General features: G+C 61.2%; 15 protein-coding genes. 2 read left to right on the top strand and 13 right to left on the bottom strand.

Annotated features, from left to right (window positions below):
• Window positions 1-165: 165 nt before the first annotated feature.
• The 4 genes from ACK2VC_RS09600 to ACK2VC_RS09585 all read right to left on the bottom strand — a co-directional run bounded on the left by ACK2VC_RS09600 (window position 166) and on the right by ACK2VC_RS09585 (window position 5,101).
• Window positions 166-1,848, bottom strand: coding sequence for a methyl-accepting chemotaxis protein (locus ACK2VC_RS09600; RefSeq protein ID WP_486730123.1), 1,683 nt, complete (start codon window positions 1,846-1,848; stop codon window positions 166-168).
• Window positions 1,849-1,878: 30 nt separating this feature from the next.
• Window positions 1,879-2,397, bottom strand: coding sequence for a chemotaxis protein CheW (locus ACK2VC_RS09595; protein WP_486730122.1), 519 nt, complete (start codon window positions 2,395-2,397; stop codon window positions 1,879-1,881).
• Window positions 2,398-2,806: 409 nt separating this feature from the next.
• Window positions 2,807-4,522, bottom strand: coding sequence for a methyl-accepting chemotaxis protein (locus tag ACK2VC_RS09590; protein ID WP_486730121.1), 1,716 nt, complete (start codon window positions 4,520-4,522; stop codon window positions 2,807-2,809).
• 60 nt (window positions 4,523-4,582) lie between these two features.
• Window positions 4,583-5,101 (bottom strand): chemotaxis protein CheW, encoded by a 519-nt coding sequence (locus ACK2VC_RS09585; RefSeq protein ID WP_486730120.1) that lies wholly within the window; start codon window positions 5,099-5,101, stop codon window positions 4,583-4,585.
• Window positions 5,102-5,385: 284 nt separating this feature from the next.
• Between ACK2VC_RS09585 and ACK2VC_RS09580 the strand changes: the two genes are divergently transcribed.
• A complete protein-coding gene (locus ACK2VC_RS09580) occupies window positions 5,386-5,598 on the top strand; it encodes a helix-turn-helix domain-containing protein (protein WP_486730119.1) in 213 nt (70 codons plus the stop codon).
• A gap of 280 nt (window positions 5,599-5,878) precedes the next feature.
• Here ACK2VC_RS09580 and ACK2VC_RS09575 read toward each other — a convergent pair whose 3' ends face one another.
• The 4 genes from ACK2VC_RS09575 to ACK2VC_RS09560 form a co-directional block, all read right to left on the bottom strand.
• Window positions 5,879-7,582, bottom strand: a complete 1,704-nt coding sequence (locus ACK2VC_RS09575; RefSeq protein WP_486730118.1) for a methyl-accepting chemotaxis protein — start codon at window positions 7,580-7,582, stop codon at window positions 5,879-5,881.
• A gap of 42 nt (window positions 7,583-7,624) precedes the next feature.
• A complete protein-coding gene (locus ACK2VC_RS09570) occupies window positions 7,625-8,140 on the bottom strand; it encodes a chemotaxis protein CheW (RefSeq protein ID WP_486730117.1) in 516 nt (171 codons plus the stop codon).
• Window positions 8,141-8,552: 412 nt separating this feature from the next.
• Window positions 8,553-10,265, bottom strand: coding sequence for a methyl-accepting chemotaxis protein (locus ACK2VC_RS09565; protein WP_486730116.1), 1,713 nt, complete (start codon window positions 10,263-10,265; stop codon window positions 8,553-8,555).
• A 70-nt stretch (window positions 10,266-10,335) separates the two neighbouring features.
• Entirely contained in the window at window positions 10,336-10,854 is a 519-nt protein-coding gene (locus ACK2VC_RS09560; RefSeq protein WP_486730115.1) for a chemotaxis protein CheW, read from the bottom strand.
• 266 nt (window positions 10,855-11,120) lie between these two features.
• Here ACK2VC_RS09560 and ACK2VC_RS09555 point away from each other — a divergent pair, with 266 nt between their 5' ends.
• The gene (locus tag ACK2VC_RS09555; protein ID WP_486730114.1) at window positions 11,121-11,333 is read left to right on the top strand and encodes a helix-turn-helix domain-containing protein; all 213 of its coding nucleotides are present in this window, start codon (window positions 11,121-11,123) and stop codon (window positions 11,331-11,333) included.
• Window positions 11,334-11,429: 96 nt separating this feature from the next.
• On the opposite strand, the gene ACK2VC_RS09550 is transcribed toward ACK2VC_RS09555, so the two are convergent.
• The 5 genes from ACK2VC_RS09550 to ACK2VC_RS09530 form a co-directional block, all read right to left on the bottom strand.
• On the bottom strand, window positions 11,430-12,188 hold the full coding sequence (locus tag ACK2VC_RS09550; RefSeq protein ID WP_486730113.1) for an enoyl-CoA hydratase/isomerase family protein: 759 nt from the start codon (window positions 12,186-12,188) through the stop codon (window positions 11,430-11,432).
• 54 nt (window positions 12,189-12,242) lie between these two features.
• Window positions 12,243-13,562 carry a TRAP transporter large permease gene (locus tag ACK2VC_RS09545; protein ID WP_486730112.1) on the bottom strand — a complete coding sequence of 440 codons (1,320 nt, stop codon included), beginning with the start codon at window positions 13,560-13,562 and terminating at the stop codon, window positions 12,243-12,245.
• On the bottom strand, window positions 13,550-14,077 hold the full coding sequence (locus ACK2VC_RS09540; RefSeq protein WP_486730111.1) for a TRAP transporter small permease: 528 nt from the start codon (window positions 14,075-14,077) through the stop codon (window positions 13,550-13,552). The genes ACK2VC_RS09545 and ACK2VC_RS09540 overlap by 13 nt, the downstream gene beginning before the upstream one ends.
• Before the next feature lie 66 nt (window positions 14,078-14,143).
• Window positions 14,144-15,130: a TRAP transporter substrate-binding protein DctP gene (gene dctP, locus ACK2VC_RS09535; protein ID WP_486730110.1), complete on the bottom strand. Its 987-nt coding sequence runs from the start codon at window positions 15,128-15,130 to the stop codon at window positions 14,144-14,146.
• Between the two features lie 71 nt (window positions 15,131-15,201).
• Window positions 15,202-16,401 (bottom strand): CaiB/BaiF CoA transferase family protein, encoded by a 1,200-nt coding sequence (locus ACK2VC_RS09530; RefSeq protein ID WP_486730109.1) that lies wholly within the window; start codon window positions 16,399-16,401, stop codon window positions 15,202-15,204.
• Between the last annotated feature and the right edge of the window lie 6 nt (window positions 16,402-16,407).

Here is a 16,407-nt window from a genome sequence, read left to right as displayed (position 1 = left end):
CCGCGCTGGCGTCACCGAAGTGCGCCGGCGGAGCCCGCAGTAACCCGATCCGTTTATATACTCCCACCGATCGGGACTAATCTCGTCGATAAAATAGCTGCTTTCACAAAATACTCCACCAAGAGTGGCGCAGACGGCAGATTGCCGCCTGCTTGCCCGGCACGCCTAGAACTGTTCCCATTCGTCGTTGGAGCTGCCCTGCGCCGCCGCCAGACGCTTGGCCGGGGCCGTCCGTTTGGGTGCAGCGGGAATGGTGCGCGCGCTGCCGCCCGGCGCCGCCTGCTGCAGTTGCGCCCCATCCAGCCGGAACACCGCCACTACCTGCGCCAGCTTGCCAGCCTGTTCCTGCATCGCTTCCGAGGCCGCCGCCGCTTCTTCCACCAGCGCCGCGTTTTGCTGCGTGACCTGGTCCATTTGCGTGATCGCCTGGTTGATCTGTTCGATCCCCGAGGTCTGCTCCGCACTGGCTGCGGTGATTTCGCTCATGATGTCGGTGACCCGCTGGATGCTGTCGACGATTTCCTGCATCGTGGCGCCCGCTTCGTCCACCAGCTTGGCTCCCGAGTCGACCTTGTCGACCGAGTCGTCGATCAGGGTCTTGATTTCCTTGGCCGCGGCTGCACTGCGCTGCGCCAGGTTCCTGACTTCGGCAGCCACCACCGCGAATCCTCTTCCCTGTTCGCCGGCGCGCGCCGCTTCCACCGCCGCGTTCAACGCCAGGATGTTGGTCTGGAAGGCGATGCCGTCGATGACGCCGATGATGTCGACGATCTTTTTCGACGAGGCGTTGATCGAGCCCATCGTCTGCACCACTTGCGAGACCACCGTGCCGCCGCGGCTGGCCACTTCCGAGGCCGAGACCGCCAGTTGATTGGCCTGGCGCGCGTTGTCGGCGTTTTGCTTGACGGTCGAGGTCAGTTCTTCCATCGAGGAGGCGGTTTCTTCCAGCGAGCTGGCTTGCTCTTCGGTGCGCGAGGACAAGTCCTGGTTGCCGGCCGCGATCTGCCCCGAGGCGGTGGCGATGGTGTCGGTGCCGCTGCGTACTTCACCCACCACTTTCGCCAGGCTGTCGCGCATGCTTTTCATCGCATACAGCAGGCTGCTCTTGTCGTTGGCCTTGGTCTCGACTGCCACCGTCAGGTCGCCCGCCGCAATCTTGCCTGCTATCCCGGCCGCGTAATTCGGTTCGCCGCCCAGTTGCTTCATCAGTCCGCGGGTGATGAACCATGCGGCCAGAATGCCGAGCAGCACGGCAAAGGCGCCGAGGCCGAGCATCAGTATGGTTGTCGCCCGCGCCGTTTCTTCGGCCTGCTTGCCGGATTGGCGCATCAGCGTTGCCTCGAATTCCACCATATCCGCCAAAGCCTTGAAATAATCAGCCTGCAACGGACGAACCTGCAAAAACAACGCGTCGCGTGCCTGATCCTTCTTGTCCTCGCTGGCCAACTGGATGACGCTATCGCGCGCCCCGATGTACGCGCTACGCACCTCCATCAATGCCTTCAAGCGCGTCCGCGCTTCCGGCAGGCGAAGTACCTTTTCCAGCTGGGTGAAATCCTGGGCCACGTTCGAACTGGCTTGCAGGATCCGATCCAGTTCCTGCTTCGCTTCCGCCTGGTCGGTCAACAGGATCATGTTACGCATGCTGCGGGCCTGCAGGTTGACCTGGTCCTGCAGCCGGTGCAGCAGCGCGGTGGTTTCATAATGTTCGTTGACCACCTCGTCGATCTGCGTTGCCAGTTGCGTCAAGCGCACCACACCGGCCAGCGTGATGATTGTCATGAATACGATCAACATGCCAAAGCCAAGGGCGAGCCGCTGGCTGACTTTCAGGTTTGCAATGTTCATGGTGTTTCAGATGAATGGTTGACGGTTTGGTTAGGTGGCCAACTGGTCGATCAGCCCGATCTCGGCGCTCGACATCAGGCGCTCGATATCGACCAGGATCAGCATCCGCTCGTCGAGCGCACCGAGGCCGATCAGGTAATCGACGTTCACCGCCGAGCCCATTTCCGGCGCCGGCTTGACCTGCTCCGGCGTCAGGGTGATCACGTCCGAGACGCTGTCGACCACCATCCCAACCACCCGCCCGCCGATGTTGAGAATGATCACCACCGTAAACTGGTCGTAGCTCGGCGTGCCGAGATTGAACTTCAGGCGCATGTCGATGATCGGCACGATGATGCCGCGCAGGTTGACCACGCCCTTGATGAATTCGGGGGCGTTGGCAATCCGGGTCACGCTGTCGTAGCCGCGCAACTCCTGCACCTTCTGGATGTCGATGCCGTATTCCTCCGTGCCCAGGGTAAACGCCAGGAATTCCAGTGTGGGCGGAAGCGCCGCAGCGGACGACCCGATGTGGCCGGCCGCGAGATTCGGTGTGGGATTGGTTTGCATCGCGTATTGATTAAATAGTGAATGGAGTTCCGCAGCCGGTCTGGTCTGCCGACCAGCCGGCATGCGCCCGGTTTGCGCGCTCGATGGTGCGGCGGCAATCGGGTCGCGATTCGGACACACTGTGCAGTGCCGAAGGCTGGATCGCTCCGGAAAATTTGATTCCATACGGCAACATTGCGGGGCAATGTAACACATTCGATTTGGAAATGTGTTAACTAATGTGTCATGCCGCAACCATTCGGGGCAGCGAGCCGCTCGGGCTCGCCGGATGTGTCGGGGACAGAGGCTGCGGGGACGTTTGCAGCCTCATATACTGCCGTCAATAAACCGCTTTCCTGCTTAAAAATAAAGGGAAATTTATTTATACTCCCTGATCCTTTGGATAAGGATCAGGGCCGGGCGGCGCCGGCTAGAACTGTTCCCATTCGTCGTTGGAGCTGCCCTGCGCCGCCGCCAGACGCTTGGCCGGGGCCGTCCGTTTGGGTGCAGCGGCGGGAATCGTGCGCGCGCTGCCGCCCGGCGCCGCCTGCGGCGTGATGCTTCGCACTGCCGCCTGCTGCAGTTGCGCCCCATCCAGCCGGAACACCGCCACCACCTGCGCCAGCTTGCCGGCCTGTTCCTGCATCGCTTCCGAGGCCGCCGCCGCTTCTTCCACCAGCGCCGCGTTTTGCTGCGTGACCTGGTCCATTTGCGTGATCGCCTGGTTGATCTGTTCGATCCCCGAGGTCTGCTCCGCACTGGCTGCGGTGATTTCGCTCATGATGTCGGTGACCCGCTGGATGCTGTCGACGATTTCCTGCATCGTGGCGCCCGCTTCGTCCACCAGCTTGGCTCCCGAGTCGACCTTGTCGACCGAGTCGTCGATCAGGGTCTTGATTTCCTTGGCCGCGGCTGCACTGCGCTGCGCCAGGTTCCTGACTTCGGCAGCCACCACCGCGAATCCTCTTCCCTGTTCGCCGGCGCGCGCCGCTTCCACCGCCGCGTTCAACGCCAGGATGTTGGTCTGGAAGGCGATGCCGTCGATGACGCCGATGATGTCGACGATCTTTTTCGACGAGGCGTTGATCGAGCCCATCGTCTGCACCACTTGCGAGACCACCGTGCCGCCGCGGCTGGCCACTTCCGAGGCCGAGACCGCCAGTTGATTGGCCTGGCGCGCGTTGTCGGCGTTTTGCTTGACGGTCGAGGTCAGTTCTTCCATCGAGGAGGCGGTTTCTTCCAGCGAGCTGGCTTGCTCTTCGGTGCGCGAGGACAAGTCCTGGTTGCCGGCCGCGATCTGCCCCGAGGCGGTGGCGATGGTGTCGGTGCCGCTGCGTACTTCACCCACCACTTTCGCCAGGCTGTCGCGCATGCTTTTCATCGCATACAGCAGGCTGCTCCGGTCATTGGCCTTGGTCTCGACCGCCACCGTCAGGTCGCCCGCCGCAATCTTGCCCGCTATCCCGGCAGCGTAATTCGGTTCGCCGCCCAGTTGCTTCATCAGCCAGCGCGTCATCAGGAAGGCGGCGACGATGCCCAGCGCCAGGGCACCGAGCAGCAGACCGATGATCAGGCTGCGCGCTGTCTCGTACAGTGCATCGCCCACGTGCGAAGCCTGGATGCCGCCGTCCACACTCAATTGCGCCAGCATATCGATGTTCTTGGTGAGTTCGGCGTTCAACCGCGACGATTCGCCGCGGATTGCGGTTCGCGCTTCCTCAGTCATATTTCCACGTGACAAGGCGACGATGTTGGTGCTTTCGTCGATATACGTTCCCCACAGCTTGAGGATTTCGCCGTACATCGCTTTTTCTTCCGATCTGGAAATGCGGCGCGAAAATTCTTCACCGTTTTTCTGGAAGTCTGCCGCAGCGGTAGCCATGCTTGCTTCATACCTCGTCATTTCGGGTTCGTCGACCGAAAGAATATGCTGCAATGCCTGCCCCCGATAGCGCGCCAGGCTGGCCTTCATTTCCAGCGCCGCGCGCGAGGCCGGCATCCAGTTGTCGGCGATATCGCTGGAGCTGGCGTTGACCTTCGCCAACTGGATGATCGAGAAAGCGCCGAGGATCAAGGTCAATACGAGTACGGCGGCGAAGGAAAGCGCCAGTTTGGTGGCGAGTCGCATGTGATGAAACCAGTTCACGGGTCTGCTCCTGAAAATAGTGTTTGATGGCCGGGTGCGGCCGTGTATTGGCAGGCCGGCTCAAGCGGCCAGCTTATCGATCAGGCCGATTTCTTTACTGGACATCAGGCGATCGATATCGACCAGGATCACCATCCGCTGGTCGAGCGTCCCCAAGCCGATCAGATAGCCGGTATCGACCACGGTACCCATCTCCGGCGCCGGCTTGATCTGCTCCGGCGTCAGGGTAATCACGTCCGAAACGCTGTCGACCACCATGCCGACCACCCGCCCGCCGATATTGAGTACGATGACGACCGTGAGTTGGTCATAGGCTGGCTGGCCCAGATTGAACTTGATGCGCATGTCGACGATCGGGACAATCGTGCCGCGCAGATTGACTACGCCCTTCAGGAAAGCGGGCGCATTGGCGATGCGGGTGACGGCATCGTAGCCGCGCAACTCCTGTACCTTTTGGATATCAATGCCGTATTCTTCGGCACCAATGGTAAATGCCAGAAATTCCAGCGGCGACTCGATCCTCGCGGCCGGTGGCCCGGTATCAGACCGCCGAAGATTCGGCGTGGCGCTTGCTTGCATCGTAGTCCCTTCTATTGCGGTTGATCATCAAGGGGGTGCCCCGCTTCGTAATGGCCGATCGGTAAATGATGTCTGGCAGTGCACATATACCGGTTTCATGGCGTCGACTCACCTTCTCAAAAAACAGAGCGCCAAGTTTGCTGCCTCGCCACGTTCGGTCGATGGCTGTCTGTAAATTTAGTTCCATACGGCAACATTTACGGCGCGAAGGGTACAGCATCCAGCCCCGGATGTCACGATTAGTGTGTTCACTGTTAGTGTGCCTTGGGCAACAGTGGACGTTTATGTCACAACTGAGACGCCGTTTTGGAGAATGCATCCGTGAGCTGCGCCAGGCACAGGGCTTGTCGCAAGAGGCATTCGCGGATAAATGCGGTTTTGCCCGTACCTACATGAGCCGGATCGAAACTGGCGGCGCCAACCCGTCGCTGGACGCAATCCACACACTGGCGACGGCGCTCGGGCTGAGCCTAAAGGGTCTGTTCCAGCACCTGTGAGGCGCCATCGGCATGCCGGTGACAGGAGCGCATCAGTCTCCGCAATCCAAGTACGGCAGGGTTTCGTCATACTCCCTGTTTTTCCCATTTCGGCGGGAGGACACACTGGTCCCATCGCCGAGGTACCGGGGTGTTGCTGACAATCAGGTGACCAGCCGATGACGCCGGTGCCGCGCGCTGCCCTCAAGCGCGCGAATCAGGCTTGCAAGCGAACATGAGCGGCTCGATACCGCGGGTGGCGACGCCAACGTGACGCGACGGACGTCGCTCGGCGGCACGCCTAGAACTGTTCCCATTCGTCGTTGGAGCTGCCTTGCGCCGCCGCCAGACGCTTGGCCGGGGCCGTCCGTTTGGGTGCAGCGGCGGGAATCGTGCGCACGCCGCCGCCCGCCACCGCCTGCGGCGTGATGCTGCGCACTGCCGCCTGCTGCAGTTGCGCTCCATCCAGCCGGAACACCGCCACCACCTGCGCCAGCTTGCCGGCCTGTTCCTGCATCGCTTCCGAGGCCGCCGCCGCTTCTTCCACCAGCGCCGCGTTTTGCTGCGTGACCTGGTCCATTTGCGTGATCGCCTGGTTGATCTGTTCGATCCCCGAGGTCTGCTCCGCACTGGCTGCGGTGATTTCGCTCATGATGTCGGTGACCCGCTGGATGCTGTCGACGATTTCCTGCATCGTGGCGCCCGCTTCGTCCACCAGCTTGGCTCCCGAGTCGACCTTGTCGACCGAGTCGTCGATCAGGGTCTTGATTTCCTTGGCCGCGGCTGCACTGCGCTGCGCCAGGTTCCTGACTTCGGCAGCCACCACCGCGAATCCTCTTCCCTGTTCGCCGGCGCGCGCCGCTTCCACCGCCGCGTTCAACGCCAGGATGTTGGTCTGGAAGGCGATGCCGTCGATGACGCCGATGATGTCGACGATCTTTTTCGACGAGGCGTTGATCGAGCCCATCGTCTGCACCACTTGCGAGACCACCGTGCCGCCGCGGCTGGCCACTTCCGAGGCCGAGACTGCCAGTTGGTTGGCCTGGCGCGCGTTGTCGGCGTTTTGCTTGACGGTCGAGGTCAGCTCTTCCATCGAGGATGCGGTTTCTTCCAGCGAGCTGGCTTGCTCTTCGGTGCGCGACGAGAGGTCCGCGTTGCCGGCCGCGATCTGCCCCGAGGCGGTGGCGATGGTGTCGGTGCCGCTGCGTACTTCGCGCACGGTTTCGATCAGGCTGTGCTGCATCTTCGCCAGCCCGCTCATCAGCATGCCCATTTCATTGGTGGACGCCGCTTCGATGCGACGGTTCAGGTTGCCGCCGGCAATCGCATCGAAATGGCCGAGCATTTCCTGCAGCGGCCGCGTAATGGCGCGCACCAGGAAGAACGCGGATACGGCTACTGCCAGCAGTCCGAACAGGACGCCGCCGATAGCCAGGACACGGAAGATCTCGAACATCGACTGGCTGCGCTCATAGGTCGCGGCGGCGGTTTTCATCTGAAAATCCGTGAGCGCCCTGGTACTTTTCTCAAAGGGGGAAAACAGCGGAACCATTTTTTCAAACATGATCCGCTCCGCTTCTTCCCCTTGTCCGGCATTGATGGCGGCCAGCAATGCGCCGACACCATCGCGCAGATAGATGTCGCGGTTGGCGATCACTTCATCCGCCAGTTTTTTTTCCTCTGCGCTTGCCGGCAACGCCAGGTAGGTCTTCCATGCCGTATCCGATTGTTCGCGAAACCCCTGGGCGCGCTTGACGGTCTCGGCGGCATTCGACGCACCCGGACGCATGATGACGCGATCAAGCGCCGTGCGCTCCTGGAGCAGCCGGATTATCGACGTATTGATCGCGGTGGCGGAGGCCAACTGGGTGCTGTACACCTCCTGCAAGGAGCCATTCGTGCTTTGCAGGCCAAGGACCCCCATCGCGCCGCCGATAATCAGCATGACTCCCATGAAGGCCATCGTGGCAACCAGGCGCAATTTGATTGATATGTTTCTGAACATTGTGTCTCCGAACCGATAAATATTGAGTTGGCGGGGCTGTGATCAGGCCGCCATTTTTTCGATGAGCCCCATTTCGGCGCTCGACATCAGGCGGTCGATATCGACCAGGATCAGCATCCGCTCGTCGAGCGCGCCCAGGCCGATCAGGTAATCGACGTTCACCGCCGAACCCATTTCCGGCGCCGGCTTGACCTGCTCCGGCGTCAAGGTGATCACGTCCGAGACGCTGTCGACCACCATCCCAACCACCCGCCCGCCGATGTTCAGAATGATCACCACCGTAAACTGGTCATAGCTCGGCGTACCGAGGTTGAACTTCAGGCGCATGTCGATGATCGGCACGATGATCCCGCGCAGATTGACCACGCCCTTGATGAACTCGGGGGCGTTGGCAATCCGGGTCACGCTGTCGTAGCCGCGCAACTCCTGCACCTTCTGGATATCGATGCCGTATTCCTCCGTACCCAAGGTGAATGCCAAAAATTCCAGTGCGACCAGGGGTACTGCGGCGGGCACGGCGGACCCAGCCGAAAAATTCGGTGTGAGATTGATTTGCATCGCGTATTTGTTAAATGATGAATAAGGTTCCGGCGCCAGGCGTGTACTGACGCTGACTGGCCGGCATGCGCCCGCGTTGCGCGCTCGATGGTACGGCGGCAAGCGGGTCGCCATTCGGACACACGGTGCGGTGCCGAAGACTGGATTGCCTAGGGAGATGTAATTCTGGACGGCAATATCGCGCTGCAGCGTAACAGCATTCCAAGTTGAAATGTGTTAATTACTGTGTCGTGTCGCACCCATCGGGCGGCGAGCCGATCGCACTCGCCGGATGGGTCGGGAACAGGGGCCGCGAATACGCTCGCAGCCCCATATACTGCCGTCGATAAATCGCTTTCCTGTTTAAAAATAAAGAGAAATTTATTTATACTCCCTGATCCTTTGGATAAGGATCAGGGCCGGGCGGCGCCGGCTAGAACTGTTCCCATTCGTCGTTGGAGCTGCCCTGCGCCGCCGCCAGACGCTTGGCCGGGGCCGTCCGTTTGGGTGCAGCGGCGGGAATCGTGCGCGCGCTGCCGCCTGCCACCGCCTGCGGCGTGATGCTGCGCACTGCCGCCTGCTGCAGTTGCGCTCCATCCAGCCGGAACACCGCCACCACCTGCGCCAGCTTGCCGGCCTGTTCCTGCATCGCTTCCGAGGCCGCCGCCGCTTCTTCCACCAGCGCCGCGTTTTGCTGCGTGACCTGGTCCATTTGCGTGATCGCCTGGTTGATCTGTTCGATCCCCGAGGTCTGCTCCGCACTGGCTGCGGTGATTTCGCTCATGATGTCGGTGACCCGCTGGATGCTGTCGACGATTTCCTGCATCGTGGCGCCCGCTTCGTCCACCAGCTTGGCTCCCGAGTCGACCTTGTCGACCGAGTCGTCGATCAGGGTCTTGATTTCCTTGGCCGCGGCTGCACTGCGCTGCGCCAGGTTCCTGACTTCGGCAGCCACCACCGCGAATCCTCTTCCCTGTTCGCCGGCGCGCGCCGCTTCCACCGCCGCGTTCAACGCCAGGATGTTGGTCTGGAAGGCGATGCCGTCGATGACGCCGATGATGTCGACGATCTTTTTCGACGAGGCGTTGATCGAGCCCATCGTCTGCACCACTTGCGAGACCACCGTGCCCCCGCGGCTGGCCACTTCCGAGGCCGAGACTGCCAGTTGGTTGGCCTGGCGCGCGTTGTCGGCGTTTTGCTTGACGGTCGAGGTCAGCTCTTCCATCGAGGATGCGGTTTCTTCCAGCGAGCTGGCTTGCTCTTCGGTGCGCGACGAGAGGTCCGCGTTGCCGGCCGCGATCTGCCCCGAGGCGGTGGCGATGGTGTCGGTGCCGCTGCGTACTTCACCCACCACTTTCGCCAGGCTGTCGCGCATGCTTTTCATCGCATACAGCAAGCTGCTCCGGTCGTTGGCCTTGGTCTCGACCGCCACCGTCAGGTCGCCCGCCGCAATCTTGCCCGCTATCCCGGCCGCGTAATTCGGCTCGCCGCCCAGTTGTTTCGATAATCCCCGTGTGATCAGGAATCCGATGACTGCGGCAAGCAACAGTGCCGCCGCGCCCAAAATGAGCATCAAGCCGCGTGCACTGGCGTAGGTTTCGCTGGCCGTCTTGGCGGCGGCTTCGATCTGCTCGACCTGATAGTGAACCATATTGTTCAAGGCCTCTTGATAAGAAACCAGAATGGGGCGCAACTCATGATTCAGGTAAGCCTTTGATTCTGTGGATTGTTCCGCAGTGATCAGTTCAATTAATTTTTGTTGGCCGGCAACATATTTTTCGCGATTGGCGGCAATCTTCTGAAACAGTTCTTCTTCCTTCGGCGTCGTTATTATTTTTTGCAGCCTGTCCATATTTTCTTTCGCTGTTTTTCTTGCCTGCAGGATGCCATCGGCTTGCTTTTGCTTGTCGGCCTTGTCGTCGCTTAGCATCATGTTGCGTAGCGCAATTGCGATATGGTCGTTATATGACTTTGCTTCCGACACCATCGAAATTTTGGGCCAGTGATTGTGGGTGATGTTGGACGTCCCGTCGTCAAGCGTAGATAGTTTGCTTAGCCCAATGCCGATAATGATCAGCAAGAACACGCAAATACTGCCAAAACCGAGCCCCAAGCGCGTACCGACTTTCAAATTCGAAAAATTCATGTTTTCCTCGAAAGTATTGGTTGGTGATTGTTGGTACAGGACGCAGCGAAAAAATCTTCGGCAACAGAATTTAGGCAACAAGTTTTTCGATCAAGCCGATTTCGTCGCTCGACATCAGCCTTTCAATATCGACCAGGATCAGCATCCGCTCGTCGAGCGTCCCCAAGCCGACCAGGTAGTCGGTATTCAGCACCGAGCCCATCTCCGGTGCCGGCTTGATTTGCTCCGGATTTAACGTGATCACGTCCGAGACGCTGTCGACCACCATGCCCATGACCCGATCCGCCACGTTCAGAATGATCACCACCGTAAACTGATCGTAGGCCGGGCTGCCAAGCTTGAATTTGATGCGCATGTCGACGATCGGGACAATCGTGCCGCGCAGATTGACTACGCCCTTCAGAAAAGCGGGCGCATTGGCGATGCGGGTGACGGCATCGTAGCCGCGCAACTCCTGCACCTTTTGGATATCAATGCCGTATTCTTCGGCACCAATGGTAAATGCCAGAAATTCCAGCGGCGACTCGATCCTCGCGGCCGGTGGCCCGGTATCAGACCGCCGAAGATTCGGCGTGGCGCTTGCTTGCATTGCATCCTCCCGTTCCGGTTGATGGTTTTGCTACTCCGCGCCTCGCTATATTTACCGGGCTAAATCGGGCTATTCGCGAACAGTCGCCATTTGATGGCGATGCTTCCCGACAGGGCCACGAGGCTGAAACTATCACGCCACGTTATGGTCTATTGATTCGCTAGTTTTATTCCTGAAAGCAATATTGATGTCTCAGAGCGTACAACACTTTTGGCTCGACTGTCACGATTAGTTAACATTACGCAACAGTTGAATCCTATGTTCTTATGTCATCTCTGAGAAACGATTTCGGGCGACGCATCCGCGAATTGCGCCAGGCACAGGGCTTCTCGCAGGAAGCGTTCGCGGATCAATGCGGATTCGCCCGTACCTACATGAGCCGAATTGAAACCGGCGGGGCCAATCCTTCGCTAGATGCCATTCAGACAATCGCCTCGACCTTAGGCATCAGCCTGAGCTCCCTGTTTCAGTACCTGTAAGACATCGTCGACGCGGCGATACCGGCCCAAGCCCAAGTTGCCCGCGCCTGCTGCCTGTGGATTTGTCACGCTTGGCCGAGAGCCCGCGCGCAGCGATCACGATCGGCCGCGCGCGCCTTTCTCCAGCGCCTCCAGCCGCGCCGCCAACTCTGGCGACTTCAGGGATTCGGCATAATGCCGGCGCAGCACGGCTTCGTCCGCCACCCCTGCCGCCTGCGCCATCAGATCGGCTTTCATGGTAGTGACCACCTTGCTCTCGCAGGCCAGGATGCCGTCCACGTAGGCGCGCACGGCGGCATCCAGTTGCTCGGCTGGCACCAGCTCGTGCAGGAAGCCGAGGCGCAGCATTTCCAGGTCGCCAATGGTTTGCGCGGTCAGGAACAGTTTCTTGGCGGCGGCCAGGCCCAATACCGTGACGTAGCGGCGGATGCCGCCCGGGTAATAGTGCAGGCCGATACGGGAAGCCGGCATCAGCAGGCGCGAACCGAACACGCCGATGCGGAAATCGCAGCACAGCGCGAGGTCGGTCGCGCCGCCGTAGACGCTGCCGTTCAGCGCGCACAGCGTCGGCAGCGGAAAGCGCTCGATGTGGTCCAGCATGTCTTCGAAGCGGCTATCGAGCTGATCGCGGATTGCGCTCAGCGTGTAGCCGGAACTGAAGGTTTTGGCGCCGGTGCCGGTAATGATCAGCAGGCGCAGCCCTGGCGTGGCCTCCAATTGCGTGAGATAGCTGCGAATCACCTCGGAATCTTCCGGCGCGATCCGGTTGTGCTGGCTGGGGCGGCGCAGCGTGAGCGTCGCCACCGCGCCTTCCACGGTAAGGCCGGGGGCCTGGTCTTGCATCAAGTCGGACATGAATTGCTTTCCTCGTTCATTGAATTCGCGGCGGACGCCGCGCGAATACCAGGACTAGGTCGCCGGCCCCATCAGGGTATCGGGCAGCCAGGTGGCGATGCCCGGGAAGATCGCCAGCAGCACGATGAAGGCCAGCATGATGACGACGAACGGCAGCGCGCCCCACATGATGTCGCGCAGCGGCACTTCCGGCGCCACACCGCGGATCACGAACAGGTTCAGCCCCAGCGGCGGGTGGATCAGGCCAATTTCCAGGTTGATCGTCATCATCACCGCGAACCAGACCAGGTCGATATTGCTGTGCACCAGCACCGGCAGGATCACCGGCATGCTCATGAGGATGATCGACACCGCCGGCAGGAAGAAACCGGCGATTAGCAGGAACAGGTTCAGGATCAGGATCAGTTCCCACTTCCCCAGGTTCCAGCCGAACATCCATTCCGCCAGGCTTTGCGTGATGTACAGGTAGGACATCATGTACGCATATACCGCGGCACCGGCGACGATCATCAGGATCATGCACGACTCGCGCACGGCGTCGCGCATGATGGCCCAGATTTCCGTCACGCGCCAGGTGCGGTACACCAGCACCACCATCGTCAGCGCCAGGAAGGCGGCGATCGCGGCCACTTCGGACGGCGTCGCAAAGCCACCGTACATCACCACCGTGACCGAGATGATGATGGCCAGGAACGGCAGGATGCGCATCAGTCCCGACAGCTTTTCGGACAGCGTGTAGTTTTCGACCACGCGCACCGGGTTGTTGCGCAGTTCGCGGTAACTGCTGCCCCAGGCATAGGCGGCGAAGATCAGCACCAGCATGATGCCGGGCACGACCCCGGCCAGGAACAGGCGCGCGATCGAAGTGTGGGTGACGATGCCGTAGATGATGAAGGTGAGCGAAGGCGGAATCAGGATGCCGAGCGTGCCGCCGGCGGCGATCGAGCCGGTGGCCAGGCGCGCCGGCACATGGCGCCGGATCATCTCGGGAATGCCGACGCGGCCGATCGCCGCCGCCGTCGCCGGACTGGAGCCGCACATCGCCGCGAACAGTCCGCAACCGAGGATATTGGCGATCACCAGCCCGCCCGGCACCTTGCACATCCAGCGATGCAGCGAGTCGTACAGATCCTTGCCGGCGCGCGAGGCGCCGATGGTGCAGCCGAGCAGCACGAACAGCGGGATGGTCAACAGCGCGAAATTGGACAGCTCGCCGACAAAGGTATTGGGAATCGCGGCCAGGCCGCCAGCGTCACCAAAAAAATACAGAAAGCCGATCGACACCAGGATCAGCGCGAACGCGATCGGGATGCCGGAAAACAGCACAGCGAAGGTGACCACGAACAGCAGCGCACCCACTTCTAGTTCCGACATGCAGACGCTCCCTTGTCATTTTTGCCATTGCGGTCGCGGCGCGCGCAATATTCGCCGTGCATGCCGACCGCATACTGCAGCGCAGTCATGAACATGCCGATTGGAATCGTGGCGTATTTGGGCCATGCCAGCGGCTGCCAGATGCCCAGTGCGCGCTCGCCGGTCACGAACGCGTGCTGCGTCATCTGCCAGCCTTTCCAGCCCAAGTACAGGCACACCAGGCAGCCGACCAGCTTGGCCACAAACGCCAGCTTGTGTTTCATGCTCTCGGGCAGGATGGTCTCCAGCAAATCCATCTTGACGTGGCCACCGGTCGCCAGCGTGTAGGGCGAAGCCAGGAAGATGGCGCCGATCATCAGTTCGATCGACAGTTCCAGCTCCCACGAGTTTTGCAGGCCGATGCCGCGCTTCACCACCATCATGGTGATGATCAGGGTCGCCGCCAGCAGCAGCGCGGCGGCCGCCACCGCCATGGCGGCGCTGATGCGGTTTACCCAGCGATCGAAATTACGCATCCGTGTCTCCGTAAATATTCTGGCGCGGGCGGACCCGAGCGGGCCGCCCGACTGGTTCGCCGCGTCTTATTTGTTCAGCTTTTCCACCGCTTCCAGCAAGCCCTTGGCTTCCGGGCTGATGCTGGCGTAGTCGGGCCAGGCGGTTTTCTTCGCCAGGTCCAGCCATTGCGCATACTCACCCTTGCTCATCTGGTGCACCTCGACCTTGGCCGCCTTGAACTTGGCCACCACCTCGGCCTTGATCTTGTCCTGCTCGGCGTTGAAGTTGGCCTGGGTGGCTTCCGCGGCCTTCTCGAATATCTTCTTTTGCTCCGGCGTCAGCGCATTCCAGGCCTTGGTCGAAATCACCAGCGGCTGGAACACCACGAACACCGTGTAGTCGCCGCCCAGCGTCGCGTACTTGACCTGCTCGTAGAGCCGCATGCTCATGAAGGTTTCGTAGGACGTCATCAGGCCGTCTAGCACGCCGCTTTGCATCGCGTTGTACAGCTCGGTCGAGGGCATCGCGAATACCGAGGCGCCGGCCTGCTTCAGCATGGTGTCCAGGGTGCGGTCGGCGCCGCGGAATTTCAGGCCCTTGACGGTGTCCGGCGTGGTGATCGGGCGCACGCGGTCGGCGATGCCGCCTTCGGTCCACCACCAGGTCAGGATACGGAAGCCCTGCTTCTCGGCCACCGCCTGCAGCCGCTTTTCATAGTCGGTGCCCTTGAAGCGCATCGCATCCTGCACGCTGTTGATGGCGCCTGGCAGGATGGTGATGGAAAACTCCGGCGCCCGGCCGACCGCGTAAATCAGCGGGAAGATCGAGAGATCGACCGAGCCGCTGGAGAGCGCGTCGATCTGCTTCACCGGGTTGCTGATCAGCGAGGCGCCCGGATAAATCCGGAACTTGAACGACGGGTCCTGCTTCACGACTTCCTCGACGAAGTGGCGCGCCCCCTTGTCGCGGCCATCGCCCTGCGGCCATTGATGAGTCAGTTTCAGCACGTCGGCGTGCGCGATGCCGAGACTCAGCACGCCAGCCGCCAGCAAGATCAGGTTCTTGAGTTTCATGTTGGTCTCCGTTCATGTGATTCATACTTGCGCGCCAGGCCGGTTCTATCGCCCGCCGTGGCATGCGCCGCTTAACTGCTCTGGAACACTACCTTATTGGCCACCAGCTCCCGAATCGCCTGCTGCGGCAGGCCGTAAGCTGCCAGCACTTCTTCGGTGTGCTGGCCGAACAGCGGCGGCGCGCTGCGCACCGAACCGTGCGCGGTGGCCGCCATGCTGATCGGCAGCGCCACCTGCTTCAGCGCACCCAGCAGCGGATGCTCGACCGTTTCGACCAGATTGCAGGCCTTGACCTGCTCATCTGCAAAGACGTCGGCCAGCGTATTGATCGGCCCCGCAGGAATCCCGGCCCGGAGCATCAGCGGCGTCCATTCCATGCGGGTCTTCCGGGCCAGGCTGGCTTCCAGCAATTGCTTCAGCGCCAGCCGGTTTTGCATGCGCTCGGCATTGGTCGTGAAACGCGGATCGTCCGCCAGCTCCGGCAGTTCCAGCACCTCGCACAGCCGCAGCCACATGTCCTGGGTCGCCGGCGCCAGATTCAGCGGGCCGTCGGCAGTCTCGAAGGTGCCATAGGGAGCGATCACCGGATGCACGTTGCCGCTCGGTTCGGGGACTTCGCCGACGCTCAGATAGCGCTGGCCCTGCACGCTCAACAAGCCCAGCAGGCTGGCCAGGAGCGAGGTCTCGACGTGCTGGCCACAGCCGCTCTTCTGGCGCTCGATATACGCGGCCAGGATGCCGATCGCCACCCACATGCCGGCGGTCAGGTCGCCGATCGCGGTACCGACCCGGGTCGGGCCGGACTCGGGCGTGCCGGTCAGGCTCATGAAGCCGGAATAGCCTTGCGCGATCTGGTCGAATCCCGGCCAGTCGCGTGCCGGGCCGGTGCTGCCGAAGCCGGAAATCGAGGCATAGATCAGCTCCGGCCGGGCCGCCGCCAACTCCGCGTAGCCGAGGCCCATGGCGTCCATGGTGCCGACCTTGAAGTTTTCCACCACCACGTCGGATTTCAGCGCCAAGTCCTTGATCAGGGCCAGGCCTTCCGGTTTGCGAAAATCGACGCCGATTCCTTTCTTGTTGCGGTTGGCGCTAAGATAATAAACACTTATATCTTGATCGAACGGGCCCCACTGGCGGATCATGTCGCCGTTCGGAGTCGGTTCGACCTTGATGACTTCCGCGCCCAGATCGGCCAGGATCATGGAACAGAATGGCCCGGATAGGGCGCGGGTCAGGTCGAGCACCCGGATGCCGGAAAGAGGCAACTGCATGACTGC

The sequence above is a fragment of the Herbaspirillum sp. WTB6 genome, from assembly GCF_057457785.1.
This window is presented reverse-complemented; position numbering and strand designations above follow the sequence as displayed.

Bases quoted from the DNA above. Each gene is read 5' to 3' on its own strand.
- ACK2VC_RS09550 (WP_486730113.1), bottom strand. From the start codon at position 12,188: ATGTCCGACTTGATGCAAGACCAGGCCCCCGGCCTTACCGTGGAAGGC.
- ACK2VC_RS09600 (WP_486730123.1), bottom strand. From the start codon at position 1,848: ATGAACATTGCAAACCTGAAAGTCAGCCAGCGGCTCGCCCTTGGCTTT.
- ACK2VC_RS09555 (WP_486730114.1), top strand. From the start codon at position 11,121: ATGTCATCTCTGAGAAACGATTTCGGGCGACGCATCCGCGAATTGCGC.
- ACK2VC_RS09560 (WP_486730115.1), bottom strand. From the start codon at position 10,854: ATGCAAGCAAGCGCCACGCCGAATCTTCGGCGGTCTGATACCGGGCCA.
- dctP (WP_486730110.1), bottom strand. From the start codon at position 15,130: ATGAAACTCAAGAACCTGATCTTGCTGGCGGCTGGCGTGCTGAGTCTC.
- ACK2VC_RS09540 (WP_486730111.1), bottom strand. From the start codon at position 14,077: ATGCGTAATTTCGATCGCTGGGTAAACCGCATCAGCGCCGCCATGGCG.
- ACK2VC_RS09545 (WP_486730112.1), bottom strand. From the start codon at position 13,562: ATGTCGGAACTAGAAGTGGGTGCGCTGCTGTTCGTGGTCACCTTCGCT.
- ACK2VC_RS09575 (WP_486730118.1), bottom strand. From the start codon at position 7,582: ATGTTCAGAAACATATCAATCAAATTGCGCCTGGTTGCCACGATGGCC.
- ACK2VC_RS09585 (WP_486730120.1), bottom strand. From the start codon at position 5,101: ATGCAAGCAAGCGCCACGCCGAATCTTCGGCGGTCTGATACCGGGCCA.
- ACK2VC_RS09565 (WP_486730116.1), bottom strand. From the start codon at position 10,265: ATGAATTTTTCGAATTTGAAAGTCGGTACGCGCTTGGGGCTCGGTTTT.
- ACK2VC_RS09530 (WP_486730109.1), bottom strand. From the start codon at position 16,401: ATGCAGTTGCCTCTTTCCGGCATCCGGGTGCTCGACCTGACCCGCGCC.
- ACK2VC_RS09580 (WP_486730119.1), top strand. From the start codon at position 5,386: ATGTCACAACTGAGACGCCGTTTTGGAGAATGCATCCGTGAGCTGCGC.
- ACK2VC_RS09595 (WP_486730122.1), bottom strand. From the start codon at position 2,397: ATGCAAACCAATCCCACACCGAATCTCGCGGCCGGCCACATCGGGTCG.
- ACK2VC_RS09570 (WP_486730117.1), bottom strand. From the start codon at position 8,140: ATGCAAATCAATCTCACACCGAATTTTTCGGCTGGGTCCGCCGTGCCC.